Source organism: Streptomyces sp., from assembly GCF_019510245.1.
Lineage (GTDB): Bacteria > Actinomycetota > Actinomycetes > Streptomycetales > Streptomycetaceae > Streptomyces.
This window is the reverse complement of the sequence record NZ_JAEKKT010000180.1, coordinates 54,240-77,119: the sequence shown is the minus strand read 5'-3', so window position 1 is coordinate 77,119 and position 22,880 is coordinate 54,240. Positions and strand designations below refer to the sequence as shown.

The following is a 22,880-nucleotide window of genomic DNA, read 5'->3' as shown; positions in this document are numbered from 1 at the left end:
CGTAGTCGGCGCCCCAGACACGGTCGATGAGCTGCATGCGGGTCAGGACGCGGCCGGCGTTGCGCAGCAGCATCTCCAGCAGGTCGAACTCCTTGAGGGGCAGGTCGACCTTGGAGCCGGAGACCGTGACCACATGGCGGTCCACGTCCATGCGGACCGGGCCGGCCTCCAGGGCGGCCGGGGTGACCTCCTCGGGCTCGCCGCGGCGGCGCATGACGGACCAGATGCGGGCGACCAGCTCGCGCTAGGAGAACGGCTTAGTGACATAGTCATCGGCTCCTATTTCCAGGCCGACCTCCTTGTCGATCTCGCTGTCCTTGGCGGTCACCATGATGACGGGGACGTTGGAGCGGCCGCGCAGCTGGCGGCAGACCTCGGTGCCCGGCAGGCCGGGCAGCATCAGGTCGAGGAGGACGAGGTCGGCGCCGTTGCGCTCGAACTCGTCGAGTCCGTCGGGGCCCGTGGCCGCCACGGCGACCTCGAAGCCCTCCTTGCGGAGCATGTACGACAGGGCGTCGGAGAAGGACTCCTCGTCCTCGACGACGAGCACTCGGGTCACGGAAGGACCTCCGGGGCGGGAAGCGGTTCGTACGGGGATGACTCGGTGGTACCGGCCTCGTCTTCGAGGTCGGGGTCGGGGTGCTGCGATGCGCGATCGCGGGCCACGCCCGCCTCCGGCAGCCTGAGGGTGAAAGTGGAGCCCTGGCCTTCGGCGCTCCACACCGTGACCTCCCCGCCGTGCGAGGCGACCACGTGCTTGACGATGGCGAGGCCGAGGCCGGTGCCACCGGTGGCCCGTGAGCGGGCCGGGTCGACGCGGTAGAAGCGCTCGAAGATGCGCTCCTTGTCCTTGTCGGTGATGCCGATGCCCTGGTCGGTCACGGCGAGCTCGATCATGTCGCCGCCGGTCGCACTGATCCGGCGGGCGGCTATCCCGACCCGGGTGCGGGCCGGGGAGTAGTTCACGGCGTTCTCGACCAGGTTGCCGAGGGCGGCGGCGAGCTGGCCGCGGTTGCCCCAGACATGCAGGTCGGCGGTGCCGCCGGCGGCCATGGTGATCTGCTTCGCGCCGGCCTGGTGCCGGCACCGGTCGATCGCCTCGGCGACCAGCTCGTCGACCCGGACGGGCTCGGCGTCCTCCAGCGGGTCGTCGTTCTGCACTCTCGACAGGTCGATGAGCTCCTGGACCAGGTTGGTCAGGCGCGTGGCCTCGATCTGCATGCGACCGGCGAAGCGCTGCACGGCCTCCGGATCGTCCGAGGCGTCCATGACGGCCTCGGAGAGCAGGGAGAGTGCGCCGACCGGCGTCTTGAGCTCGTGGCTGACATTCGCCACGAAGTCCCGTCGTACCGCCTCGATGCGCCGGGCCTCGGTGAGGTCCTCGACGAGGAGCAGCACGAGCCGGGAGCCGAGGGGCGCCACCCGTGCGGAGACGGCCAGGGCCTCGCCCCGTCCGGTCCCGCGCCTCGGGAGGTCCAGCTCGACCTGTCGTATCTCGCCGTCCCGGCGGGTGTCGCGGGCCATCGCGAGCATCGGCTCGATGGCGAGTTTGCCACCGCGCACGAGTCCGAGGGCGTACGCCGCCGAGCTCGCCTTGACCACGGTGTCGGCCTCGTCGAGGACGACCGCGGAGGAGCGCAGCACGCTCAGTACGGTGTCCACGCCCGGGGGCAGTACGGGGTCGGTGTGCAGAGAAGTCCTGGTCGGTCGCTTCTGGTCGCGTTCGCTCCAGCGGAACGCCAGCATGGCGATGACACCGGTGAGTACCCCGGCGATCGCTGCCGCTGCGGCGACCGCCGCGTTCACGTCCATGCAAACAGGTTAAGCAGGGGGTACGACATCCCCACAGTCCGCGAGGTGTCAGCTCGAACACTCGTCGCCCAGAGTTCACCTTGGAGCCAGTATTGGTTCATTTGGGGTGGCAGAAACGGACGCGTAGGGACCGGAACGTGGGAGCGTGGGGTTCGCAGCTGGTTTCGGCCACGGGCCCCGGCCCCCGGAACCCCTGGACCACGCATACGAGAGGGAACCCTGATGCGGGACGCGTACCACGAGGAACTCGATTCGATCGGCGACAGCCTGGTCGACATGGCCCGACTGGTCGGATCGGCGATCGGACGCGCCACGACGGCGATCCTCGACGGCGACCTCAAGCTCGCCGAGAGCGTCATCGAGGCCGACCAGAAGGTGGACGAGCTCCATCACGACCTGGAGGCGCGCGCGATAGCCCTGCTCGCCCGCCAGCAGCCGGTGGCGACGGACCTGCGGATCGTCGTCACCTCGCTCCGTATGTCCGCCGACCTGGAGCGCTCCGGCGACCTCGCCCAGCACGTGGCGAAGCTGGCCCGGCTGCGCTACCCGGGCAACGCCATCCCCCACGACCTGCACGCCACCATCCTGGAGATGGGCCAGCTCGCGCAGCGCCTGATGGCCAAGGCCGCCGAGGTGATCATCACCAAGGACGTCGACCTCGCCCTCCAGCTGGAGCAGGACGACGACGAGATGGACCTGCTGCACCGCACGATCTTCCAGCACCTGCTGGACGACCGCTGGAAGCACGGCATCGAGACCGCCGTCGACGTGACCCTCCTCGGCCGCTACTACGAGCGGTACGCCGACCACGCGGTCGCCGTCGCCAAGCGTGTCGTCTTCCTGGTCACCGGCGAGCACGCGGACGACCTGCAGCCCGACATCCAGCCGGTGACGGGCGCCGAGGGGGCGTAACCGCTCAGGTGGGCGGGGCTCGCGAGGTGCGGGGCGGGCGCGAGGCACCCCCATGCGCCGCCGTGCGCTGTTGATGCGCCCAGCGAAACGGGCATGGAATGGGCAAAGGCACCACGCCCTGCCTCCAGGGCACCTAGGGACCTCTAGGAGGGATCCATGACCGAATCCCCCAGCACCACGCCCGACCCCACCCAGCAGCACGAGACCGACCAGCCCGCCGAGATCAAGAACCTGCTCGTCATCGGCGCCTGCGGGTGCGGCTCGGGCTGCGGCTGCGGCTGCCAGTCGGGCAGCCCCTGCCAGTGCGGCTGAGCGGACGCTACGGCGAAGGGCCCCGAACTCCGGTCCGGGGCCCTTTCGCATGCCGTGCCGCGGCGGCGGGCGCAGCATGGAGGGGAGACGGACAAGGCGAAGGAGGTGGGGGCCATGCCGCAGTACATGGACGTCCACCACGGGATGAAGGGCATCACCGCCGACCAGCTGAAGGAGGCCCACGAGGCCGATCTCGCCGTGGAGAAGGAGGAAGGCGTCCACTTCGAACGCGCCTGGGCCGACCCCGCCTCCGGCAAGGTCTACTGCCTCTCCGACGCACCCTCGGCCGAGGCGGTCAAGCGCGTCCACGAACGCGCGGGCCATCCCGCGGACGAGATCCACCAGGTGCCGTTGTCGATCTGAGGGGGCCCACAGGCTGACCTACGGGGCTCAGGCATCTCAGGTATCTCGGACGCCTCGGCGGCCCCTGGGCACGCACCGGGGATCATGCGAGAGTGACCCCATGACGCCGGCACCGGAAGCGGTCGACGAGGTCGAGGAACTCGCGGTGGACGGGCTGCGGTGGCTGACCGGGGCGGCGCGGGAGACGCCCGGGGGCGGCCTGGCCTGGACGACGAAGCCCTCGGACGCCCGCCTCAACCCCACGCTCTACACCGGTACGGCCGGAGTCGTCCCCGTACTCCTCGACGCGTGGCGCCACTTCGGCGACGACTCCTACGCCGACGGCGCCCTGCGCGCGGCCCGCAGCCTCGCGGACTCCGTCGACGGTTTCGACGACGACTCCCTCTACTTCGGCCGTACCGGAATGGCGCTGGCCCTGCGGACCGTTCACGAGGAACTCGGTGACGCGGCCGCCGGCGCCGGGGCCGACCGCGCCCTGCGCCTCGTGCGGTCACGCTTCGACGGCACCCGCTGGGGCGAACTGTTCGAGCTGATGGGCGGCAACGCGGGGATCGGCCTCGGTGCCCTCCTGTCCGGTGACCCGGAACTCGCCGTACTCGCCCTGGAGCCCTATCTCCACACCGCGGAACAGACTCCGGCGGGCGTCCACTGGCCCCACCGCACAGGTGTCGAGGCCCGGCTGCACCACATTTCGCACGGCACCCTCGGCATCGTCCTGGCGCTCGCCCGCGTCGGCGAGGCGACGGGACGGACGGACCTGCTCGAACTGGCCCTGGCCGGCGCCGCGGACGTCGTATCGCGTGACGAGGCGGGGCCGGAGGGCTTCCTGGTGCGCCACTCCACCCCTCAGTACCGTCCCGAGCTGATCGAGCCGTTCAGCTACGGCTGGTGTCACGGCCCGGCCGGGGACGCGCAGGTCTTCCGGCTGCTGCGGGACATCACCGCCGACCCCGTCTGGACCGCCCTGGCCGACCGCTGCTGGCACACCGTCACCCACTCCGGGCTGCCCCGGCGGCTGCGCCCCGGCTTCTGGGACAACAACGGCCGCTGCTGCGGCACGGCGGGCGTCCTCGCCCTGGCCTGCGACCGGATCGCCGAGCAACAGGACGGGCACGACTTCGCCCGCCTCCTCGTCGCGGACCTCACCACCCGCGCGACCCGTGACAGCGACGGCGCCCGCTGGTCCAACATCGAGCACCGGGCCGTCCCCGCCACCCTCGAACCCCACACCGGCTGGGCCATGGGCAACGCGGGCATCGTCCGCGAACTCCTCCGCTTCACGCGCCTGCACCGCGGCAAGCCCACCAGCCGGTGCTCACCTCCGTGACATCTCGTAAGCCTCGCGGACGGCCGCGGGGACACGCCCACGATCATTGACGAGATAGCCGTTGGCCCGTGCCCAGCGGCGTATCGGCTCGTCCTCCGGACGGGGATCGAGCCCACGGGGCCCGGCAGACCTGCCGGGGCCGCTCCAGTCCCCCGAGGAAACCCCCTCCAGCCGGTCCGCTGTCTCCTGGAAGAAGGCGAACAGCGAGGCGTACACGCCTTCCTCGGGATCGTGTGCGTCAGCCCAGGTCCCGACGGTTCCGCTGCGCGTGTCCAGGAACGTCCCGTAGAGACCGTCTCGCTCCGCCGCGATCGGTACCCATTCACGACGCCAGAACGGAAATTCGGGGTCTGGGGACGGCTGCATCTCCTCCAGGCCGACCCGGCTGAGGTAGACCCGCTGAATATCCGTCAGCCCAAGAAGGAGATGGCCGCCGGGGACGGGCACCTCGCACCCCAGTGCCACCAGACACGACTGACCGTCGGGCTGCCTGCCGGCATCGATGTCGTTCGCCAGCAGCCACTGCCACATCTCCCCCGGCAGATCCAGCCCCATACGCAGTTCGGCTTCCCTGACGGCCGCACGGCTCCCCGGCCCGCCGAGCGCAGCGAGAGTCTCGGGATCGTTCCGTCCGAGCCACGCGATCACCCTGCCCCACGCCTTTCGCACGTCTCCTGTCTCGTGCACCGGAGTTCCGCTCATACGTGATCTCCACCCCCTCAGGACGCGCACCTACCTGGAACAGACCCACCCATGTCATCGGCTCCCGGGGAGCCGTGTCCAGCCGGCCGAGGCTCACCTCGCGCCCAGGCGGTCACTTCGACGTGCTCACCGGGCGTCGGATCGTCCCGTCCGGCGCGATCCGGGCGGCGTGGGATCCGAAGTCGTCCTCCGAGAGGCCGGAGACGAGGTCGATCGCGTCGCCGCCCGGCTCCGGGGTGCCGGGCGCCACGATCAGGGTCGGGCGCAGGCGCCCGGACACGTAGCTGCCGTCGGCGCCGAGGGTGACCTGCAATACGCCGCTGGTGGAGAGTGCGCCGCCGAGGCCGAGCACCTTGTAGCCGGAGAAGTTCCCCAGGCTGTAGGCGATCAGACGGCCCTTGTAGAACTCCATGCCCCGCATCACGTGCGGCCCGCTGCCCACCACGAGGTCGGCGCCGGCGTCGATCACCGCGTGGCTGAAGCGGTAGCTGTCGCCGCGGTCCTCGCCGACGAAGTACTCGGTGCCGGGTTCCACGTGGGTGCGGTCCGAGCCCTCCGCGCCGGCGTGCATCGTGACGATCACGATGTCCGCCATCGCTGCGGCGCGGGCGGTGAGCCGCCGTGCCGCGGGGATGTCGGTGAGGTCGTTCGCGCCTCGGTCGGGAGCGAAGCCGATCAGCGCGACCCTGATGCCGCGCACCCGCTGGACGGTGATCTGGCCCAGGCGGCCGGTGAACGGCAGGTTCACGGAGCGCAGCGCGTCGAACGTCTCGCGTCGGCCCTCCGCCCCGAAGTCGTCGATGTGGTTGTTCGCGGTGTTCAGCACCGTGAACCCGGCCTTCTTCAGAAGGCGGCCGTAGGACGGCGGGGCGTGGAACGCGAAGCAGTTCGGTCCCTCCATGTACTCGCACTTGCTGGACCCGCCGGTGGCGAGCGTGCCCTCCAGATTCCCGAGCACCACGTCGCCGGTGAGCAGGCCGTCGACAGAGTCGAAGAACGAGGCGCCGTCATCCGGCGGCAGGTCGTCCGGCAGCGAGCCCATCACGATGTCTCCCACGGCGGCGATCCGCACGTTGCCGACGGGATGGTGCGGCGGCGCCGGCCGCCCGGACGCCGTGGTCCCGGGCGTCCGTCGGTGGGTCTGGGTGGGGCCGATGGCCGCCGCGTCCTCGGGGCCGGCGCGGAATGCGAACACCGCCGCGACCACCACGGCACCGGCCCCGACCAGCCCGAGGACGAACAGCCGGTACCGGCCCACCGCCTGGCGCCGCTCGGGCGCGGGCCGAGGTCGCCGCCCTACGGACCTGATCATGCGCTCATACTATGAGACGGTAACCAATTCGCCACGGAGGGTAATCGCCTGGCGTGTTCCGGAGTTCGCGGCCGCGGCGACAGCCATGTACCGCTCACCCGTGCTGGAGCGGTCACGATCAGGAAAGCCGCCCAGCCTCGCGAAGCGCGTCGAAAGCCAGCTCGTCGACGGCCGAGACCCGGTCCCGATCGGCATAGCGGAACCATGCCTTCTCGGCGATCTCCCTCGACGGGGTCAGCTCACCGCGGTGATCGGCGGTGTAGCAGATCATCCGGAACGGGCCGTGATCGGGATGGCCCTCGCCGATCGCGAAAGTGCCGAAGTGCACCATGGAGCCGGCGTCGATCGCCGCCTGCAGTTCCTCGTCGATCTCCCGCACCAGGGTCTCACCGTCGGACTCGCCCGGCTCACGATGACCGCCCGGGAGATAGAAGCGATCTCTGCCGTGACTACGCGTCACCAACACCCGGTCGTCCCGAACCAGGATCCACGCCACCTTCTCCGGCACATCACTGCCATCCACCATGGCTCGGGACCGTATCGGAGGGCATCGTCCGCGTCAGCACCATCCGCCCTCTGCCCCGCTGCCGGCGACGGCCGTATGAGGAACCCGTGCCGGCGCCTGACCTTGGGGCGCTGTGCCTCCCATCGCGAGCAGGCCTACTCTCCTCCGATGGACGTCTCCCCTTGCTTCTGCCTCCTCTGCGCCCCGACGGAATGGGGCGGCCCCGTGTGGGAGGAACGCGACAGCCGCATCGCCAAGAGTGTCGCGGACTTCGGTTGGCACGTCATGGGCGTGGCCGGCGGTGATGCCCCCGGCGACTGGGGCTACTCGATCGGTCTGTGGCACACACTGCGCAGTCCCGAGGTCAGCGTGTTCGGCCTTCCGTCGCAGACCGCGATGCGCGTGGCGAACGCCGCCGGGGCAGCGATACGGGACGGCAGCCCACTCGAGCCAGACCAGCGCCGGAGCGACGTTCTCAACGGCTACGACGTGGCGGTTCGGCCCGTGCATCCCAGCTGGTACCACGACTTCTTCGGCGCAGGCACCGACTTCTACCGGACACCGCCGCTGCCCATCACGCAGCTGTTCTGGCCGGACAAGGCCGGGCGGTTCCCCTGGGAAGAGGGAGCGGACGAGCGCTGCCGCACACGTCAGCCACTGCTCTGCATACCAAAAGACGAGACCACCGGCCCATGGGCCGACATCACGTGAGGTCGGCGCAGTCTCAACGCGCGCCTCGGGACCGTCTTTCTTGCCCGACTACGGCGGCCGCCCGGTGTTCCCGGTAGTTTCCCGCTCTTTCGGCAATACAGCTTGCCGGGGGACCATGACGGCCAGTGCGAGGTGCTGCCGGTCGCCGCTCTCGCTGCGCATCGCTGCCACCGCAACTCCCCGCCGCCGTCCGGTTGTCAGTCCCCCCTGCTAGCTTGCCCAGCGGAGTGAGACCGGTCAGAGAACCTTCGAGGTCCGCGGTCAAGGGGGGTGGGCACAAAGGTCCCCGGGAGCCACCTCGGGACTATGTTGCAGGCCACAGACCCCACCCCCCTCATCACCTGGCCAACGCTGAACGCCGGTGGGCCGGGCGGACTGAGACGGGCCTGTCCGGCGGCCGTTGTCAGAGGTCTCGCCTGGCCTCCGGCCATGAGCATGATCGGTGAGTACCTGCGCGTCACGGCTGCTGACCTCGACCGAGCGATCCGAGATCCCGAATGGGCGTCGGACTTCGTCGAAGAGGTCCAGGACACCGAAGAGGAGTCTGGGCGAACGACGGCCTCGTCGGCAGCTGACGGCCCAGTTCAACCCAAAAGCCCCCACCTGCCAGGAAACAGCAGGTCGGGGGCTTGTCGGCGTCGGGTTACTTCTTCTTGCCCTGGTTCTTGACCGCCTCGATCGCCGCCGCTGCCGCGTCCGGGTCGAGGTACTGGCCGCCCGGGGTCACGGGCTTGAAGTCGGCGTCGAGTTCGTAGGCGAGAGGGATGCCGGTCGGGATGTTCAGGCCGGCGATGTCGGCGTCCGAGATGCCGTCCAGGTGCTTGACCAGGGCGCGGAGGCTGTTGCCGTGGGCGGCGACGAGGACCGTGCGGCCGGCCAGGAGGTCGGGGACGATGCCGTCGTACCAGTACGGAAGCATGCGGACGACGACGTCCTTGAGGCACTCCGTGCGGGGGCGCAGCTCCGGGGGGATGGAGGCGTAGCGGGGGTCGGAGGCCTGGGAGAACTCCGAGTCGTCGGCCAGCGGCGGGGGCGGGGTGTCGTACGAGCGGCGCCAGAGCATGAACTGCTCCTCGCCGAACTCGGCCAGCGTCGCCGCCTTGTCCTTGCCCTGGAGGGCGCCGTAGTGGCGCTCGTTCAGGCGCCAGCTGCGGTGGACCGGGATCCAGTGGCGGTCGGCGGCTTCGAGGGCGAGCTGCGCCGTGCGGATCGCCCGCTTCTGGAGGGACGTGTGGACCACGTCGGGCAGCAGGTCGGCGTCCTTCAGGAGCTCACCGCCGCGGACTGCCTCCTTCTCGCCCTTCTCGTTGAGGTTGACGTCCACCCAGCCGGTGAACAGGTTCTTCGCGTTCCACTCGCTCTCGCCGTGGCGGAGGAGGATCAGCTTGTACGGTGCGTCGGCCATGGGTCAGAGCGTAATCCACGTATTCGGGGCGGCGGGCGGGCGGCCGTGCGACGTCCCAGGGGGCGGACAGGGGACTGCATCTGTTAATTGAGTGGCTCAGGCGAGCGGTCGGTAAGTAAGTTCCAGTAGCGTCCATTGGCGCTTACAACAGCTGCATCCGCATCGCTCACGTCCGTCCTGGGGGAACCATGTCGTCCGCCGCCCTGCGCCGCGCCGTCCGGGAGACCGTCTCCGGTCTGCCCCGGGAGTTCTGGTGGCTGTGGACCAGCACCCTCGTCAACCGGCTGGGCGCCTTCGTGGCCACGTACATGGCCCTCTACCTGACGCTCGACCGGGGGTACAGCGCCTCGTACGCCGGACTCGTCGCCTCCCTGCACGGGCTGGGCGGCGTGGTCTCGTCCCTGGCGGGCGGGGTGATGGCCGACCGGCTGGGGCGGCGGCCGACCCTGCTCGTCGCGCAGGGGTCCACCGCCGCGGCCGTCGCGCTGCTCGGGTTCGTGCAGGACCCCGTCGCCATCGCCGCCGTCGCCTTCCTCGTCGGCGTGGCCTCCAACGCCTCCCGGCCGGCCGTGCAGGCCATGATGGCCGACATCGTGCGGCCCGAGGACCGGGTGCGGGCCTTCTCGCTCAACTACTGGGCGATCAACCTCGGCTTCGCGGTGTCCTCCATGGGCGCCGGGTTCATCGCCGAGGTCAGCTACCGCGCCGGGTTCCTGATCGAGGCGGGGATGACCGCGGTCTGCGCCGTCCTCGTCTTCCTCCGGCTGCCCGAGTCGCGGCCGCAGCGGGCCGCCGCCGAGGCCGCCGAGGACAGCCAGGTCAGCCTGCTGACCGTGGTGCGCGACGGGCGGTACATGGGCGTCGTAGGGCTGTCGTTCCTCGTCGCCCTCATCTTCCAGCAGGGGTCGGTCGGGCTGCCGGTGGCGATGGGGGAGTCCGGGTTCTCGCCCGCCGACTACGGCATGGCCATCGCGGTGAACGGGATCCTCATCGTCGTGCTGCAGATCCCGGTGACCCGGGTCATCCAGCACCGGGACCCGCGGTCCCTGCTCGTGGTCTCGTCCCTCCTCGCGGGGTACGGGTTCGGGCTCACCGCCTTCGCGGGGTCGGTCGGGGTGTTCGCGCTCACCGTGTGCGTGTGGACGCTCGCCGAGATCGTCAACGCGCCGACCCAGACGGGGCTGGTGGTGCAGCTCTCGCCGGTGCACGGGAGGGGCAGGTACCAGGGGATGTACACGCTGTCCTGGTCGGCCGCCGCGCTCATCGCGCCGCTCATGTCCGGGGTCGTCATCGACCGGTTCGGGGCGCGGTGGCTGTGGGGGGTGTGCGCGGTCGTGGGGACGGCGGCGGCCCTCGGGTACGGGCTGCTGATGCGGCGGCTGCCGGTGGAGCGGCCGGCGGCGGCGGCCGTGGCGGGGGCGGAGGCGGACGCGGGGGTGCGGGCGAGCTGAGCGCGGGGCGGGCCCCGGCCCCCGTACGGCGGAGGGCCGGGGCCCTTTCCATGGCCGTCCATGGGTCGTCCATGGGGGTCGTCCATGGCCGTGGGCGGCGTCAGTTTGTGCAGCCCGGTACCAGACCGACAGAGCAGTTGGTCGGGATGTTGCGGGTGACGGTCGAGTCCGTCACCGAGACCGGCCTGTTGGTGAAGACCCCGCCGGGTGCCACCGTGGAGGCGTTGTTGCGAACGGTGCTGTGGTCGAGGGTGACGGATCCGTTGTCGTTGGCGATGCCGCCGCCCACGGAGGTGCTGGGACCGTTCGCGCTGTTGCGGAAGACGTCGGTGCCCTTGAGGGTGAGCCCGCCGGTGTTGTAGATGCCGCCGCCGCGACCCGACGTGCCCCCTACGACGTTGCCACTGACCTCGGATTTCACCAGCTTCAGGATTCCGCCGTTGGCGATTCCGCCACCCCTGTTGCCCGTGTCCGTGTTGTTCGTGATCTTGCTGTCGTCGATCTCCATCGTGCCGCTGCCGACGTAGACGCCGCCGCCGATCTTGGCGACCCCGGCCGCGGTGTTGCGCCGGATCACGCTCGTGCCGACGAAGGTGGTGCCCCCGGTCTGGGCGATCCCGCCGCCGGCGGTCCGGGCGTGGTTGCGGGCGAACTCGGAGTTCTCGGCGTACACGGACCCCGCGTTGGAGAGGCCACCGCCCGTGTCCGCGTTGTTGAACGCCACGTAGCTGCTCCTGATGCGCGCCCAGGCGTTCGACGCCACCGCGATGCCGCCGCCGTTCCCCGTGGCGGTGTTGTCGGTGACATCGACCTTCGTCAGCGTGAGCCGGCCACCGCTGTTGACGCGGATCCCGGCGCCGTCTCCGCTCGTGACGTACCCGCCGCGGACAGTGAGGTCCTGCAAGCGCAGGTCACCGCCCGAACCGACATCGAAAATCCGGAATGCGGCGGTATTCGCACCGTCACGGACGATCGTCGCACCGTTGCCCCGGATCGTGAGGTCCTTGCCGACGGTCGGCAGGGCGGAGCTCAGGTGATAGGTGCAGTCACGACGGAGATCAAGGGCCTCGCCGTTCCGCGCGTAGTTGACGGCGAAGGCCAGCGCGGCCCCGCTGCACGGAACCGTGTCCGGATCCGCCGCACTCGCCGTTCCACCCGTCACCCCCGTGACGATCGCTGCCGCAACGGCGGCCACACTGCAGAATCTGATGTATCGCATGACTGTCACATGCGACATACAGCACCGAACACCACAATTACGATGATCAGATCACCCGGTCACCGGACGAGATTCCTCCTGTCGGCGGACAGGACGGGTCACGGGTGCATCCGTGCCCCCTTCAGCACCTTGTCCACCGCGTTCCGCGGCCCGTACACCGCAAGCCCCACCAGGTCCAGCTCCGCCGTGGGTACGGCGCGTACCGCCGCCCGGTTGTCGCGGTCGTTCCCGGTCGAGAACAGGTCCGCGGTGAAGACGGCGCGGGGCAGGGCGCGGCCCAGCGCCCGTTCGTGCGCGGACCTCAGGGTCTCCTTGCCGCCCTCGAAAACCAGCACCGGCTGCCGGAACATCGGCAGGTAGGCGATCCCGTCGGCGTCCTCGTACGGCTCCCCGACCACCTCGGGGAGCGTCGCACCGAGGCCGCTGACCAGGAACGCGGTGACGTTCAGCCGCTGCCAGGGCTCCAGGTCGTCCCGCAGCAGCACGGCGATCTTCGTGTCGAAACGGACGGCGTCCGTACGGGGAGTGCTCATGCCCCGAGACTGCCGGGCGTCGTCCCTCCGGGTCTTGTACGTTCTTTGCATGGCCGCCCGGCAGTCCGTCACGCAGGAAGTAACCGCCTGGCGCCCCGCCGTCCCGGGCGTCACCGAGGTCTTCCACGCCCGTTTCACCGGGTACGCGTACCCGATGCACGTCCATGACGCCTGGACGCTGCTCATCGTGGACGACGGCGCCGTACGGTACGACCTCGAACGCCACGAGCACGGCACCCCGGCCGACACCGTGACCCTGCTGCCGCCGCACGTCCCGCACAACGGCTCCCCCGCCACCGCGGACGGCTTCCGCAAGCGTGTGGTCTACCTGGACGAGAGCGTCCTCGGGGCGGGCCTGATCGGTGCGGCCGTCGACGGGCCCGACCTGCGCGACCCGCTGCTGCGGCGGCGGGTCGGCCAGCTGCACTCCGTCCTGGTCCGCCGCGGCGACGAGCTGGAGGCCGAGAGCCGGCTCACCCTCATCGGCGAGCGGCTGCGGGGCCTGCTGCGCCCCCGGCACGCGGACCGGGAGCCCGCCGCCCCGGTCCCCGACCCGGCCCTCGCCCGTTCCCTGCGCGAACTCCTCGACGAGCGGGTCGCCGACGGGCTCGCCCTGGAGGAGGCGGCCCGGCTGCTGCACGCCCACCCCGCCCACCTGGTACGGGCGTTCAGCGGCGCGTACGGCATCGCCCCGCACCAGTACCTGATGTCCCGCCGCGTCGGCCGGGCCCGCCGGCTGCTGCTCGACGGCGTCCCGCCCGGCGAGACGGCCACCGCCACCGGCTTCTACGACCAGGCCCATCTCACCCGGCACTTCAAACGGCTGGTCGGGGTGACGCCGGGGCGCTACCGGGGCAGCGCGCGCTGAGCCTCGTACAGGTTCCGTGGCCGTACCGCGTCCCAGGTGCCGTACAGCTCCAGGCGGGAGTTCAGGTCCCCGGTGAAGTCCGGTACGTCGATCTGGTCGAAGTCGGTGACCGGGTTGAGGCCGACCGTCGCGGAGTACGGGGCCAGGCCGTCGAGGCGCATCAGGCCCGCGCGGCCGTTGGTCACCCGGACGTTCCAGTGGGTGAAGCGGGCGCCGAAGAGCGGTCCGGCGTTGGCGTCGCCGCCGTGCCGGCCGTTGTTGTTCACGGTGATGTCGGTGCGGACGTTGGCGAACGGCAGGCCGCGGTGGGAGTCGAAGGTGCCCATCTGCATCTCGCCGCGTGACCAGACGTTGTGGGAGGACAGCCCCTCGACGTTGATGCCGTGCAGCTGGGTGTCGGCGGGGGCGGGGACGGTGCGCTGCTCGACGGTGAAGTCCTCGATCAGGTTGTCGTGCGAGCCCTCGCGGCAGAAGTAGGGGTGGTGCTCGCCACGGCCGCCGACCCGGGTGCGGCGCAGGGTGCAGGCGGAGGCGGCGACCAGGCCGAAGCCGTTGTCCACGTTGCGGACGGTGACGTCGTCCACCCAGCAGTCGTAGGCGCACTGCAGGACGACCCCGTTGTAGCCCTTGTCGAGGAGGTGCGGGGACTGCGGGGTCTCCATGACGTCGAGGGTGAGGCCCTCGACGCCGGATCCGGTCAGCTCGCGGACGTGGGTGGTGAACTGCGGGTTCCACTCCGGGCGGAGGTCCAGCGGCAGCGGGCGTTCCAGCGTCACCCTGCGGCCGCGCACCGCGGTGACGCGGACGGGCCACTCGTAGGGGACGTACGACAGCAGCTTGGTCTTGTCCTCCCAGTAGTACGACGCCGGTCCCGGGCCGCCGCCGGACATGTGCTGGAGGAGGGTGTGGGCGGGGTCGTCGGCGATCCGGAGCAGGACCAGGCGGCCGGGGCGCAGCCGGGAGGGGTCGGCGACGGTGACGGTCCAGTCGCCCTGCCGGGCGGGTCCGACGGGCGTCAGCTGCTCCCACTCGTCCCGCTTGTTGCCCGTCCAGCCCTCGAAGGGCCAGGCCTGGGCCCTGATCGCGGCGACCAGGGAGTCCCAACGGGGCTCGGGCGCCAGCCAGATGAGCCCGCCCGCCCAGGACCACGCGGACTTCGTGCCGCCGTAGCGGGAGCCGTACGGGCCGATGAGCTCGGTGAGGTTCTTCGTCGCGTGGAGCGTCGTACGGCCGCTGCCGGCGCCGCGCAGCACCACGTTGTCGTGGCCGATGCGGATGAGGCCGTCGATGCGGAAGGTGCCGGGCGGGATGGTGACCGTGCCACCGCCGGCCCGGGCGGCAGCGGCGATGGCACGGTTGATCGCGGGGGCGCAGTCGGTGACGCCGTCGGCGACGGCGCCGTACGCCCGGACGTCGGCGACGACGGGCAGGCGGCGGATGCGGGCCGCCCCGGCCCGGCCGACGTAGGGGATCTGCGGGTGGGTGAACGGGGTGCGCCGGAACTCCCGCCAGAGGGAGGGGACTTGTCCGCCGGAGGCGTGGGCCGTGCCGCCCGTCACGGCGGTCGCGGCCACGGCCGTGGCGCCGACGAGCAGGGTGCGTCTGGTGAGGGGGCCGGTCAGGGGGCCGGTCCTGCCGTGGTGGGCGGTGCTCATTCCGTACGTCCTTCCCATGGCGGCTTTCATGGTTGTGAACGACGTTCATATCCGCGTCGGCCGTGAGCATGCCACGACGGCCCGGCACCTCGAAAGAGTCGTGCAGGCTTTAATCAGGTATGGACCTGAAGTCAGTCAGCGGGGCGCTCGATCAGGTGCGTGAACGCGTCCAGGTTCCGCGTCGACTCGCCCCGGGACACCCGCCACGCGTACTCCTTGCGGATCGCGGAGGCGAAGCCCAGCTCCAGGAGGGTGTTGAAGGCGCCGTCCGCGGCCTCCAGGACCTGGCCGAGGAGCCGGTCGAGGTCGGGGGCGGTGACGGAGGAGAGCGGGAGGCGGGCGGTGACGTAGACGTCGCCGAGGCGGTCGACGGCGTAACTCACGCCGTACAGCTTGAGGTTGCGCTCCAGGAGCCAGCGGTGGACGGCGGGCTCGTTCTCGTCCGGGTGCCGGATGACGAAGGCGTTCAGGGAGAGGGAGTGGCGGCCGACGATGAGGGAGACGGTCGTCTTCAGCTTGCGGGTGCCGGGGAGCTGCACGACGTAGGTGCCCGACTCGGGGCTCTCCCACTCCAGTTCGGCGTCCTTCAGGACGCCCTCGATGACCTGCGCCGCCTGCCGTTCCTGTGCACCATCACCCATGGGCCGAGCGTACGCGACGGCGGTGGGACTGGGTCGCGGCCAGGTAGACGTCGGCGGTGGCGGCGGCGGCCGTGTCCCAGCCGAAGTACTGGGCGTGCCGGGCGGCGGCGCTGCCGAGACGGTCCGCCAGAGTGGCGTCGTCGGCGAACCGGCGCAGCACGCGCGCGTAGTCGGCGGGATCGTGCCCGCGCACCAGAAAACCGGTCTCGCCGTCCCGTACGGCCACTGGCAGGCCGCCGACCGAGGCGGCGAGGACGGGGGTGCCGGCCGCCTGGGCCTCTATCGCCACCAGGCCGAAGGACTCGCTGTAGGAGGGCATGACCAGGACGGAGGCCGCCCGGAACCAGTCCGCGAGCTGCTCCTGGCCGACCGGCGGACGGAACCGGACGACGTCCGCGATGCCGAGCCGCGCGGCCAGCTTCTGCAGGCCCTCCGGCTTGGCGAGACCGCTGCCGCTGGGGCCGCCGACGATCGGTACGACGATCCGGGAGCGGAGTTCGGGGCGCTCGTCGAGGAGCACGGCCACGGCGTGCAGCAGCACGTCGGGGGCCTTGAGGGGCTGGATGCGGCCCGCGAAGAGCGGGATCAGGGCGTCCTGCGGGAGGTCCAGGCGGGCGCGGGCGGCCTTCCGCCCGTCCGCCGGGCGGAAGCGCTCGAGGTTCACGCCGGGGTGCACGACGGCGACCTTGGCGGGGTCGGCGCTGTAGTGCCGGACGAGTTCGTCGGCCTCCTCCGCGGTGTTCGCGATGAGGCGGTCGGCGGCGGAGACGATCTGGGTCTCGCCGATGACCCGGGCGGCGGGCTCGGGGGTGTCGCCGTCGGCCAGGTTGGCGTTCTTGACCTTGGCCATGGTGTGCATGGCGTGCACCAGCGGGACGCCCCAGCGCTGGGCGGCGAGCCAGCCGACGTGGCCGGAGAGCCAGTAGTGCGAGTGGACCAGGTCGTAGTGGCCGGGGCGGTGCCCGGCCCAGGCCTGCATCACGCCGTGCGTGAAGGCGCACAGCTGGGCCGGGAGGTCCTCCTTGGCGAGGCCCTCGTAGGGGCCGGCGTCGATGTGCCGGACGAGGACGCCGGGGGCGAGTTCGACGGTGGGCGGGAGGCCGCCGGAGGTGGCCCGGGTGAAGATCTCGACGTCGATGTCGATCGCGGCGAGGCGCTGCGCGAGCTCGACGATGTAGACGTTCATGCCGCCGGCGTCGCCGGTGCCGGGCTGGTGGAGCGGTGAGGTGTGCACGGAGAGCATGGCGACGCGGCGCGGCCGGCGGGCCCGGCGGAGCCGGGAGGCAGCCGACGGGGAGCGGCGCCCGAGCCTGCTGACGTACTGGCTCACGTGGCGGTCCTCTCTCGGTGCGGGCATGCCGGCGGGAGGGCATCGAGTGCCGTCCAACGGGGTGCAACGCGGAGGGGAGGATTCCCATTCCGGGGGGTGAGGTTTTTGCCGGGACATTACCTCGGGTCGCTCAACCGTTCGAGGGCGGGATGCGTGGGATGGTGCGGTTGGGGGGTCCGGCGCGGGTGGGTGGGGGCTGGTCGCGCAGTTCCCCGCGCCCCATGCGGGGCGCCTCACCTCGGGGCGTTGCACTGTTTACCCTCTTAGGCATGAATGCCCGCGCCGCCTCCCTCCCCCGCTCTCGGCCTCGCCCGAGCGGGGGGACCCCCATCGTGGGGACGGTGACGCGCGGGACCACGAACCCCAATCGGCTGCGCCGTATGGACCGGTGGATTGCCGCCACCCACGGTGCGGAGTTGCGCCGCGCGGGCGATCCGACGGCCGTGGACCTCGGTTACGGTGCCGCGCCCTGGACCGCCGTGGAGTTGCTCGGCCGGCTGCGCACCGTCGCGCCGCGCGCGTGTGTCGTCGGGGTCGAGATCGAGCCCGCGCGGGTCGCCGCGGCCCGCCCGTACGAGCGCGAGGGGCTCGCCTTCCGGCACGGCGGGTTCGAGATCCCGGTCCCCGAGCGGCCGTTGCTCATCCGCGCGGCCAACGTGCTGCGGCAGTACGACGAGGGCGAGGTCGCCGGGGTGTGGCGGCGGCTGTGCGGGCGACTGGCGCCCGCCGGGCTGCTGGTGGAGGGGACCTGTGACGAGATCGGGCGACGGCACGTGTGGGTCGCTCTCGGGGCGGAGGGGCCGCGGACGGTGACCTTCGCGACCCGGCTCGGGTCCCTGGAGCGCCCGTCCGACCTCGCCGAACGACTCCCCAAGGCGCTGATCCACCGCAACGTGCCGGGCGAGCCGGTGCACGCGTTCCTGCGGGACTTCGACCGCGCGTGGGCGGCGGCCGCACCCTACGCGTCGTACGGCGCCCGGCAGCGGTGGATCCGGGCGGTGCGGGACCTGACGGCCGACTGGCCGGTGACGGACTCGGCGGTGCGCTGGCGGCAGGGCGAAGTGACGGTGGCGTGGGGGGCGTTGGCACCGAAGGCCTGATGGGGCGGGGTGGGGCGGGGGCGGACCGGATGGGGAACGATCTCGATGAGTCGTTCGTCACAAAGGCGGGAAGATCGTCATGCTCGGGGGGAAACCGGGGAGGAACCCACCTGCCGTTACCTCTGTCGTTTTGCGCCACACCGTGGCACGATCCTCCACGCGCATAAGTTACTGACGGTTAATCAGTTTTTCGGAGGGGGCGGTCATGGGACCGGACAAGCACACCGTCCGGCCGGGTGGGCGCGGGCTCCTGGCGACGGCGGTGACGGTGGTCTGCGCGGTGACGGTGCTGGCGGCACCCGGCGCGGCGTTCGCGGCGCCCGGCCCGACACCCTCGACCAGCCCCTCACCCAGCACCTCGGCCTCCGCCGGCGGCTCCGCCGCCTCCGTGACCGTCCCGCCGGACAAGGACCTCGAGGCCGTACAGGCGAAGCTGGACAAGCTCTACCACGACGCGGCCGTCGCCACCGACGCGTACAACGCCGCCGAGGAGGCGGCCCGGAAGCAGTCCGCCGAGATCGTCGGCCTCGCCAGGAAGATCGTCAAGGGGCAGCAGAAGCTCGACGCGCTGAAGGAGCGGGCGGGCCGGGCGGCCGCCGCCCAGTACCGCAGCGGCGGACTGCCGGACACCGCCCAGCTGGTGCTGAGCGACAACCCCTCCGAGTTCCTGGACGGAGCCGGGCGGGTGCTCCAGGGCGAGCGGGCGACCAAGGCCCTGATCAGGGAACTGTCCCAGACCCAGCAGGACTTGAAGCAGTACGCGGCGGACGCGGCCGACCAGTGGAACAGGCTGGAGGCGGGCCGCAGGGCGAAGGCCGCCGCCAAGAAGAAGATCACGCAGCGGATCGCCGCCGCCGAGAAGCTCCAGTCGACACTGGAGAAGAAGCAGCGGGAGCGTCTCGCCGAGCTGGAGCAGGAGTCCGCCTACAAGGCGCAGACCGCCTGGCTGGACACCGGGATACTCGACGAGATCCACACCAAGGCGTCCGCGGCGGGCAGGAAGGCGGTCGCGTTCGCCACCGCCCAGCTCGGCAAGCCGTACGTGTGGGGCGCCGAGGGCCCGGACTCGTACGACTGCTCGGGGCTGACCTCGCAGGCCTGGGCGAGCGCCGGGAAGCCGATCCCGCGCACCTCCGAGGAGCAGTGGAAGCAGCTCAGGCACATCGACGTGAAGGACATGCGCCCCGGCGACCTGATCATCTACTACGACGACGCCAGCCATGTCGCGATGTACATCGGGGACGGCACGATCATCCAGGCCCCGCGCCCGGGGCGGACGGTGTCGATCGGCGGCGCGGGGTCGATGCCGATCCTCGGGGTGGTACGACCGGACGCCTGAGCATCCCCGAGCGGTTTCGGCGTGATATCCCTTTCGTGAGCTGCGCCATGTGACCGAGTCCACCGCAACGCCCGCTCAAACTCCGGCCGCACGTGACCTTCGTCATCCCTGCCGGGCGGCCCTCTTGTCCAACTGCGGTACGGCAAACGGCATATGACGCTGGCCTGAGACAGAGCGACGCGGCTCACACCATTCCGTTGCGGCGGCCAGTACCGCTATGGTCCCCGTCGGGTGGGTCGAGGTCCCTCGCCCCGCCATGCCCTCGGGGGGAGGGAAGGAACCCAACAGATGCCCGTACCCGTACCGCGGCAGAGAGCGATCCCGGCCGTGGAGAGTGGTCAGGCGCCGGCCGCCGCGCCCGCACAGGGCGGCGGCCCCCTCATGGAAGAGGCCAACCGCACGGAAGCCGTCACCCCGAACACCGGCGGCACCACTCTCACCCTGCTGCTGATCGAGGACGATCCGGCCGGTTCGCCGGTCCTGCCCGAGTTGCGGGACGCGTCCGGCACCTCGATCCGCGTCCGCACCGCCCGCAACCTCACCGAGGCCGAGCGGCTGCTGACCGACGACGTCCACTGCATCCTGCTGGACCTGGCGCTGCCGGCGCCGGGCGGCAAGGACACGGAGGGCGAGCTCGCCGTGCTCAAGCACGTGCTGGAGCTCGCGCCCCGGCACGCCGTGCTGGCCCTCACCGCCTCCGGTGACGCCGAGCGCGGCACCGAGGCCGTACGCGTCGGCGCGCAGGACTACCTCTTCCGGGACGAACTGGACGGCCGGCTGCTGAGCCGCGCCATCCGCTACGCCGTCGAGCGCAAGCGCTCCCTCACGACCGAGCGCAAGCTCGCGGAGGGGCGGCTGCGCGCCCAGGAGAACCGCCGGCTCGAGCGGGGCCTGCTGCCCACGCCCCTCCTCGACGGCTCCTCGCTGCGCTTCGCCGCCCGCTACCGCCCCGGCCGCTCCCGGGCGCTGCTCGGCGGTGACTTCTACGACACCGTGCGCACGCCCGACGGGACCGTGCACGCGATGATCGGCGACGTGTGCGGGCACGGCCCGGACGAGGCCGCGCTCGGCGTGGAGCTGCGGATCGCCTGGCGGGCGCTGACCCTGGCCGGGCTGTGCGGCGACGAGCTGCTGTCCACGCTCCAGGAGGTGCTGGAGCACGAACGCTCCGACGAGGAGATCTTCGCGACGCTCTGCACCGTCGACATAGCGCCGGACGCGCGCCGGGCCGGGCTGTGCCTGGCCGGGCACCCGGCGCCGCTGGTCGCCCGGCCAGGACGGCCGGCCGAGCTGCTGCCGTACGAGAACAACGGCCCGGCGCTGGGGCTGCTGAAGGGTGCGCGATGGCCGCGGATGCAGGTGGAGCTGGGCGCCGAGTGGAGCCTGATGCTCTACACCGACGGCCTGATCGAGGGCCGGGTGGGCTCGGGCGGGGAGCGGCTCGGGCAGGACGGGATGGTCGAGATGGTCCGGCGGCAGCTGGCCTCCGGCCTGACCGGGGAGGCGTTGCTGCGGGCGGCGGTGAATGAGGTGCGGCAGCTCAATGGGGGCGAGCTGACGGATGACGTGGCCGTCGTTCTTCTGGATCGGGGGCTTTGAGCGGCCGCTCGCCGTTTCCGGTTCGGTGGCCGGCCGCGTGCGGGTGCGTGGGGGCTGGTCGCGCAGTTCCTCCCCCAGCCTTCGGCCGGGGGACCCCCAGCGCCCCTTTGGGCCGCGCCCCAGCGGGCGCGCGTCCTGAAGGGTCAGCGGCCGCCGTTGTACGGGCCGTACGGGCCGTCGCTGCTGCTGCCGCCGCGGCGGCCTCGCCAGCCGCCGCCACCGCCCGACACCTGCTTGACCGCGGGGCGGACGTCGACGATGTAGACGATGCTCGCCACCACGCCCGCGATCGGGAGGATGGAGAGGATCGAGAAGAGGTAGCTGACGACCAGGGCGACGGCCAGGATGATCAGCCAGAACATCTTGTTCTGCTTGTCGGCCGCGCGGAAGGCGTCCTCGCGCCGGATCGCGGCGTCGACCAGCCCGAACGCCGCCAGGGCCATCAGGACGATCTTCAGCAGTCCCAGGAACCCCGCGAACCCCAGCATCAGCATGCTGCCACCACCCGCTCTCTCCCGATCCCTACGCGGCCACCGTACCCGTAGAACGGACCGGGCACCCTCAAGGTGCCCGGTCCGTACGTTCCCCTGACGCGTGCGCCGGTTACTTGGCGGGCGGGGTGGGCTTCCTGACCGGGGTGGCCTTGCGCGGGGCCGGGGTCTTCTTGGCGGCCGGGGCCTTCTTCGCCGCGGCGGCCTTCGGCTCGTCCGCCTTCTTCTCGCTCTCCTTGGCCGGGGCCGTGTCGGGCTTGCCCTCGACGGCGATGGCCAGGTCCTCGATCTCGTCGGCGGCCTCGCCGCGCCAGGTCCGCACGGCCTGCTCGCCGTGCTCGGCGACCTTCTCGTAGGTCTCGCGGGCCTTGACCGCGTACTCGGCGGCCACGCCGACCTGGCGCAGCGCGAAGTCCTGGGCGGACTCGCCGAGCTTCTTGAGGTCGCCGTCGAGGGAGACGATGAAGTCGTTGACCTTGGACTGCAGGCTGGCCTGCGCCTCCTTGGCCCTGACGCCGGCCTCCTTGGCGCGGGCGGCGGCCTTCTCCTGGACGGCCTTCGGGTCGGCCTTGCGGACCGCCTCGATGCGGGCCGGGGCCTCGGCGCGCAGCTGCTCCACCAGGCCGGGGACCTTCTTGGCCTGCTGCAGGGCCAGGTCGGCGGTGCCGGCGGCGAAGTAGAGGGGAGTCGGGTCGCTGAGGGTCTTGCGCAGGTCGTCGGTGATGGCCATGGTGATGGTCCTCCCGTATTAAAGTTCGGCTGAGGGTTTTGTGGTCCGCGGCGCGGCGGCCGGCGCGCTTGGCCGGCTCATCCGGCCGTCCGCCGCGGATCGGTCTCGCTGTCGGCGTCGTCGCCCTCGGCGCCTGGGGTCTCCGTGTCGCTCGCGCGCTCCTCGCCCGACCCGAAGCCGTTCTCTTTCCTGAACGACTCGTAGATCTGCAGCAGCACCTGCTTCTGCCGCTCGTCGAGGGTGGGGTCGGCGAGGATGACCGCGCGGGTCTCCACCTCGTTCAGATCCCGCTCGGCGTCGAGGATTCCGGCGCGGACGTACAGCGTCTCGGCGGAGATCCGCAGGGCCTTGGCGACCTGCTGGAGCACCTCCGCGCTCGGCTTGCGCAGCCCGCGCTCGATCTGGCTCAGGTACGGATTGGACACCCCGGCGGCATCGGCGAGCTGCCTGAGCGACAGCTGCGCGTTGCGCCGCTGTTCACGCAGATACTCACCGAGATTGCCGACGTTCAGCGATGCCATACCTCCACCCTGCCTCATCCTCGCTAACAATTGCAAGCACCT

General features: G+C 71.3%; 24 protein-coding genes and 1 pseudogene. 11 read left to right on the top strand and 14 right to left on the bottom strand.

Annotated elements, in window-relative coordinates; translation table 11 throughout:
* Nucleotides 1-559: pseudogene (locus tag JF597_RS35970) on the bottom strand (response regulator transcription factor); the annotation flags it as partial.
* On the bottom strand, nucleotides 556-1,812 hold the full coding sequence (locus tag JF597_RS35965; protein ID WP_294005291.1) for an ATP-binding protein: 1,257 nt from the start codon (nucleotides 1,810-1,812) through the stop codon (nucleotides 556-558). The pseudogene JF597_RS35970 and the gene JF597_RS35965, both read right to left, overlap by 4 nt.
* Before the next feature lie 222 nt (nucleotides 1,813-2,034).
* Here JF597_RS35965 and phoU point away from each other — a divergent pair, with 222 nt between their 5' ends.
* From phoU to JF597_RS35945, 4 genes are all read left to right on the top strand, one after another.
* Nucleotides 2,035-2,724: a phosphate signaling complex protein PhoU gene (gene phoU, locus JF597_RS35960; RefSeq protein ID WP_294005288.1), complete on the top strand. Its 690-nt coding sequence runs from the start codon at nucleotides 2,035-2,037 to the stop codon at nucleotides 2,722-2,724.
* Nucleotides 2,725-2,880: 156 nt separating this feature from the next.
* A complete protein-coding gene (locus JF597_RS35955) occupies nucleotides 2,881-3,036 on the top strand; it encodes a hypothetical protein (protein WP_294005285.1) in 156 nt (51 codons plus the stop codon).
* Between the two features lie 114 nt (nucleotides 3,037-3,150).
* A complete protein-coding gene (locus JF597_RS35950) occupies nucleotides 3,151-3,399 on the top strand; it encodes an SCO4226 family nickel-binding protein (protein ID WP_294005282.1) in 249 nt (82 codons plus the stop codon).
* 100 nt (nucleotides 3,400-3,499) lie between these two features.
* The gene (locus tag JF597_RS35945; protein WP_294005279.1) at nucleotides 3,500-4,726 is read left to right on the top strand and encodes a lanthionine synthetase LanC family protein; all 1,227 of its coding nucleotides are present in this window, start codon (nucleotides 3,500-3,502) and stop codon (nucleotides 4,724-4,726) included.
* Here JF597_RS35945 and JF597_RS35940 read toward each other — a convergent pair.
* The 3 genes from JF597_RS35940 to JF597_RS35930 form a co-directional block, all read right to left on the bottom strand.
* Nucleotides 4,715-5,092 carry a histone-like nucleoid-structuring protein Lsr2 gene (locus JF597_RS35940; protein WP_294005303.1) on the bottom strand — a complete coding sequence of 126 codons (378 nt, stop codon included), beginning with the start codon at nucleotides 5,090-5,092 and terminating at the stop codon, nucleotides 4,715-4,717. The two genes, JF597_RS35945 and JF597_RS35940, sit on opposite strands and share 12 nt — an antisense overlap.
* Nucleotides 5,093-5,540: 448 nt before the next feature.
* Nucleotides 5,541-6,740, bottom strand: a complete 1,200-nt coding sequence (locus JF597_RS35935; protein WP_294005276.1) for a CapA family protein — start codon at nucleotides 6,738-6,740, stop codon at nucleotides 5,541-5,543.
* Nucleotides 6,741-6,858: 118 nt separating this feature from the next.
* Nucleotides 6,859-7,266, bottom strand: coding sequence for an NUDIX domain-containing protein (locus JF597_RS35930; protein ID WP_294005273.1), 408 nt, complete (start codon nucleotides 7,264-7,266; stop codon nucleotides 6,859-6,861).
* Between the two features lie 147 nt (nucleotides 7,267-7,413).
* On the opposite strand from JF597_RS35930, the gene JF597_RS35925 reads away from it, so the two are divergent.
* Both JF597_RS35925 and JF597_RS55750 read left to right on the top strand, forming a co-directional pair.
* Complete coding sequence (locus tag JF597_RS35925; RefSeq protein WP_294005270.1) at nucleotides 7,414-7,956, top strand: DUF4262 domain-containing protein; 543 nt, start codon at nucleotides 7,414-7,416, stop codon at nucleotides 7,954-7,956.
* Nucleotides 7,957-8,262: 306 nt separating this feature from the next.
* Nucleotides 8,263-8,625 (top strand): DUF1877 family protein, encoded by a 363-nt coding sequence (locus JF597_RS55750; RefSeq protein ID WP_366916492.1) that lies wholly within the window; start codon nucleotides 8,263-8,265, stop codon nucleotides 8,623-8,625.
* Here JF597_RS55750 and JF597_RS35915 read toward each other — a convergent pair.
* The gene (locus tag JF597_RS35915; protein ID WP_294005268.1) at nucleotides 8,600-9,361 is read right to left on the bottom strand and encodes a phosphoglyceromutase; all 762 of its coding nucleotides are present in this window, start codon (nucleotides 9,359-9,361) and stop codon (nucleotides 8,600-8,602) included. The genes JF597_RS55750 and JF597_RS35915 overlap by 26 nt on opposite strands.
* Nucleotides 9,362-9,549: 188 nt before the next feature.
* Here JF597_RS35915 and JF597_RS35910 point away from each other — a divergent pair, with 188 nt between their 5' ends.
* Entirely contained in the window at nucleotides 9,550-10,812 is a 1,263-nt protein-coding gene (locus JF597_RS35910) for an MFS transporter (RefSeq protein WP_294005265.1), read from the top strand.
* A 100-nt stretch (nucleotides 10,813-10,912) separates the two neighbouring features.
* Here JF597_RS35910 and JF597_RS35905 read toward each other — a convergent pair whose 3' ends face one another.
* Nucleotides 10,913-12,031, bottom strand: coding sequence for a right-handed parallel beta-helix repeat-containing protein (locus JF597_RS35905; protein WP_294005262.1), 1,119 nt, complete (start codon nucleotides 12,029-12,031; stop codon nucleotides 10,913-10,915).
* A gap of 98 nt (nucleotides 12,032-12,129) precedes the next feature.
* Nucleotides 12,130-12,564, bottom strand: a complete 435-nt coding sequence (locus JF597_RS35900) for a DUF2000 domain-containing protein (protein ID WP_294005259.1) — start codon at nucleotides 12,562-12,564, stop codon at nucleotides 12,130-12,132.
* Nucleotides 12,565-12,613: 49 nt separating this feature from the next.
* Between JF597_RS35900 and JF597_RS35895 the strand changes: the two genes are divergently transcribed.
* Entirely contained in the window at nucleotides 12,614-13,432 is an 819-nt protein-coding gene (locus tag JF597_RS35895) for an AraC family transcriptional regulator (protein WP_294005256.1), read from the top strand.
* Here JF597_RS35895 and JF597_RS35890 read toward each other — a convergent pair.
* The 3 genes from JF597_RS35890 to mshA all read right to left on the bottom strand — a co-directional run bounded on the left by JF597_RS35890 (nucleotide 13,411) and on the right by mshA (nucleotide 17,058).
* Nucleotides 13,411-15,087: a glycosyl hydrolase family 28-related protein gene (locus tag JF597_RS35890; RefSeq protein ID WP_294005253.1), complete on the bottom strand. Its 1,677-nt coding sequence runs from the start codon at nucleotides 15,085-15,087 to the stop codon at nucleotides 13,411-13,413. The two genes, JF597_RS35895 and JF597_RS35890, sit on opposite strands and share 22 nt — an antisense overlap.
* Before the next feature lie 131 nt (nucleotides 15,088-15,218).
* Complete coding sequence (locus tag JF597_RS35885) at nucleotides 15,219-15,728, bottom strand: YbjN domain-containing protein (protein ID WP_294005250.1); 510 nt, start codon at nucleotides 15,726-15,728, stop codon at nucleotides 15,219-15,221.
* Entirely contained in the window at nucleotides 15,721-17,058 is a 1,338-nt protein-coding gene (gene mshA, locus JF597_RS35880; protein WP_294005247.1) for a D-inositol-3-phosphate glycosyltransferase, read from the bottom strand. Before mshA ends, JF597_RS35885 begins: the two co-directional genes overlap by 8 nt.
* A 380-nt stretch (nucleotides 17,059-17,438) precedes the next feature.
* On the opposite strand from mshA, the gene JF597_RS35875 reads away from it, so the two are divergent.
* The 3 genes from JF597_RS35875 (at nucleotide 17,439) to JF597_RS35865 (ending at nucleotide 21,096) form a co-directional block, all read left to right on the top strand.
* Entirely contained in the window at nucleotides 17,439-18,158 is a 720-nt protein-coding gene (locus tag JF597_RS35875; RefSeq protein ID WP_294005244.1) for a class I SAM-dependent methyltransferase, read from the top strand.
* Nucleotides 18,159-18,363: 205 nt separating this feature from the next.
* A complete protein-coding gene (locus tag JF597_RS35870; RefSeq protein WP_294005242.1) occupies nucleotides 18,364-19,497 on the top strand; it encodes a C40 family peptidase in 1,134 nt (377 codons plus the stop codon).
* Between the two features lie 288 nt (nucleotides 19,498-19,785).
* The gene (locus tag JF597_RS35865; RefSeq protein WP_294005238.1) at nucleotides 19,786-21,096 is read left to right on the top strand and encodes a PP2C family protein-serine/threonine phosphatase; all 1,311 of its coding nucleotides are present in this window, start codon (nucleotides 19,786-19,788) and stop codon (nucleotides 21,094-21,096) included.
* 143 nt (nucleotides 21,097-21,239) lie between these two features.
* Here JF597_RS35865 and JF597_RS35860 read toward each other — a convergent pair whose 3' ends face one another.
* From JF597_RS35860 to JF597_RS35850, 3 genes are all read right to left on the bottom strand, one after another.
* On the bottom strand, nucleotides 21,240-21,590 hold the full coding sequence (locus tag JF597_RS35860) for a DUF2516 family protein (RefSeq protein ID WP_294005235.1): 351 nt from the start codon (nucleotides 21,588-21,590) through the stop codon (nucleotides 21,240-21,242).
* A 109-nt stretch (nucleotides 21,591-21,699) separates the two neighbouring features.
* On the bottom strand, nucleotides 21,700-22,317 hold the full coding sequence (locus JF597_RS35855) for a hypothetical protein (protein WP_294005232.1): 618 nt from the start codon (nucleotides 22,315-22,317) through the stop codon (nucleotides 21,700-21,702).
* 77 nt (nucleotides 22,318-22,394) lie between these two features.
* Nucleotides 22,395-22,838, bottom strand: a complete 444-nt coding sequence (locus JF597_RS35850; RefSeq protein WP_294005229.1) for a helix-turn-helix transcriptional regulator — start codon at nucleotides 22,836-22,838, stop codon at nucleotides 22,395-22,397.
* Nucleotides 22,839-22,880: the final 42 nt, after the last annotated feature.

What these genes read in the sequence shown, in the direction of transcription:
- JF597_RS35965 (WP_294005291.1), bottom strand. Translation starts at nt 1,812, where the DNA reads ATGGACGTGAACGCGGCGGTCGCCGCAGCGGCAGCGATCGCCGGGGTA.
- phoU (WP_294005288.1), top strand. Translation starts at nt 2,035, where the DNA reads ATGCGGGACGCGTACCACGAGGAACTCGATTCGATCGGCGACAGCCTG.
- JF597_RS35955 (WP_294005285.1), top strand. Translation starts at nt 2,881, where the DNA reads ATGACCGAATCCCCCAGCACCACGCCCGACCCCACCCAGCAGCACGAG.
- JF597_RS35950 (WP_294005282.1), top strand. Translation starts at nt 3,151, where the DNA reads ATGCCGCAGTACATGGACGTCCACCACGGGATGAAGGGCATCACCGCC.
- JF597_RS35945 (WP_294005279.1), top strand. Translation starts at nt 3,500, where the DNA reads ATGACGCCGGCACCGGAAGCGGTCGACGAGGTCGAGGAACTCGCGGTG.
- JF597_RS35940 (WP_294005303.1), bottom strand. Translation starts at nt 5,092, where the DNA reads ATGCAGCCGTCCCCAGACCCCGAATTTCCGTTCTGGCGTCGTGAATGG.
- JF597_RS35935 (WP_294005276.1), bottom strand. Translation starts at nt 6,740, where the DNA reads ATGATCAGGTCCGTAGGGCGGCGACCTCGGCCCGCGCCCGAGCGGCGC.
- JF597_RS35930 (WP_294005273.1), bottom strand. Translation starts at nt 7,266, where the DNA reads ATGGTGGATGGCAGTGATGTGCCGGAGAAGGTGGCGTGGATCCTGGTT.
- JF597_RS35925 (WP_294005270.1), top strand. Translation starts at nt 7,414, where the DNA reads ATGGACGTCTCCCCTTGCTTCTGCCTCCTCTGCGCCCCGACGGAATGG.
- JF597_RS55750 (WP_366916492.1), top strand. Translation starts at nt 8,263, where the DNA reads ATGTTGCAGGCCACAGACCCCACCCCCCTCATCACCTGGCCAACGCTG.
- JF597_RS35915 (WP_294005268.1), bottom strand. Translation starts at nt 9,361, where the DNA reads ATGGCCGACGCACCGTACAAGCTGATCCTCCTCCGCCACGGCGAGAGC.
- JF597_RS35910 (WP_294005265.1), top strand. Translation starts at nt 9,550, where the DNA reads ATGTCGTCCGCCGCCCTGCGCCGCGCCGTCCGGGAGACCGTCTCCGGT.
- JF597_RS35905 (WP_294005262.1), bottom strand. Translation starts at nt 12,031, where the DNA reads ATGCGATACATCAGATTCTGCAGTGTGGCCGCCGTTGCGGCAGCGATC.
- JF597_RS35900 (WP_294005259.1), bottom strand. Translation starts at nt 12,564, where the DNA reads ATGAGCACTCCCCGTACGGACGCCGTCCGTTTCGACACGAAGATCGCC.
- JF597_RS35895 (WP_294005256.1), top strand. Translation starts at nt 12,614, where the DNA reads ATGGCCGCCCGGCAGTCCGTCACGCAGGAAGTAACCGCCTGGCGCCCC.
- JF597_RS35890 (WP_294005253.1), bottom strand. Translation starts at nt 15,087, where the DNA reads ATGAGCACCGCCCACCACGGCAGGACCGGCCCCCTGACCGGCCCCCTC.
- JF597_RS35885 (WP_294005250.1), bottom strand. Translation starts at nt 15,728, where the DNA reads ATGGGTGATGGTGCACAGGAACGGCAGGCGGCGCAGGTCATCGAGGGC.
- JF597_RS35875 (WP_294005244.1), top strand. Translation starts at nt 17,439, where the DNA reads ATGGACCGGTGGATTGCCGCCACCCACGGTGCGGAGTTGCGCCGCGCG.
- JF597_RS35870 (WP_294005242.1), top strand. Translation starts at nt 18,364, where the DNA reads ATGGGACCGGACAAGCACACCGTCCGGCCGGGTGGGCGCGGGCTCCTG.
- JF597_RS35865 (WP_294005238.1), top strand. Translation starts at nt 19,786, where the DNA reads ATGCCCGTACCCGTACCGCGGCAGAGAGCGATCCCGGCCGTGGAGAGT.
- JF597_RS35860 (WP_294005235.1), bottom strand. Translation starts at nt 21,590, where the DNA reads ATGCTGATGCTGGGGTTCGCGGGGTTCCTGGGACTGCTGAAGATCGTC.
- JF597_RS35855 (WP_294005232.1), bottom strand. Translation starts at nt 22,317, where the DNA reads ATGGCCATCACCGACGACCTGCGCAAGACCCTCAGCGACCCGACTCCC.
- JF597_RS35850 (WP_294005229.1), bottom strand. Translation starts at nt 22,838, where the DNA reads ATGGCATCGCTGAACGTCGGCAATCTCGGTGAGTATCTGCGTGAACAG.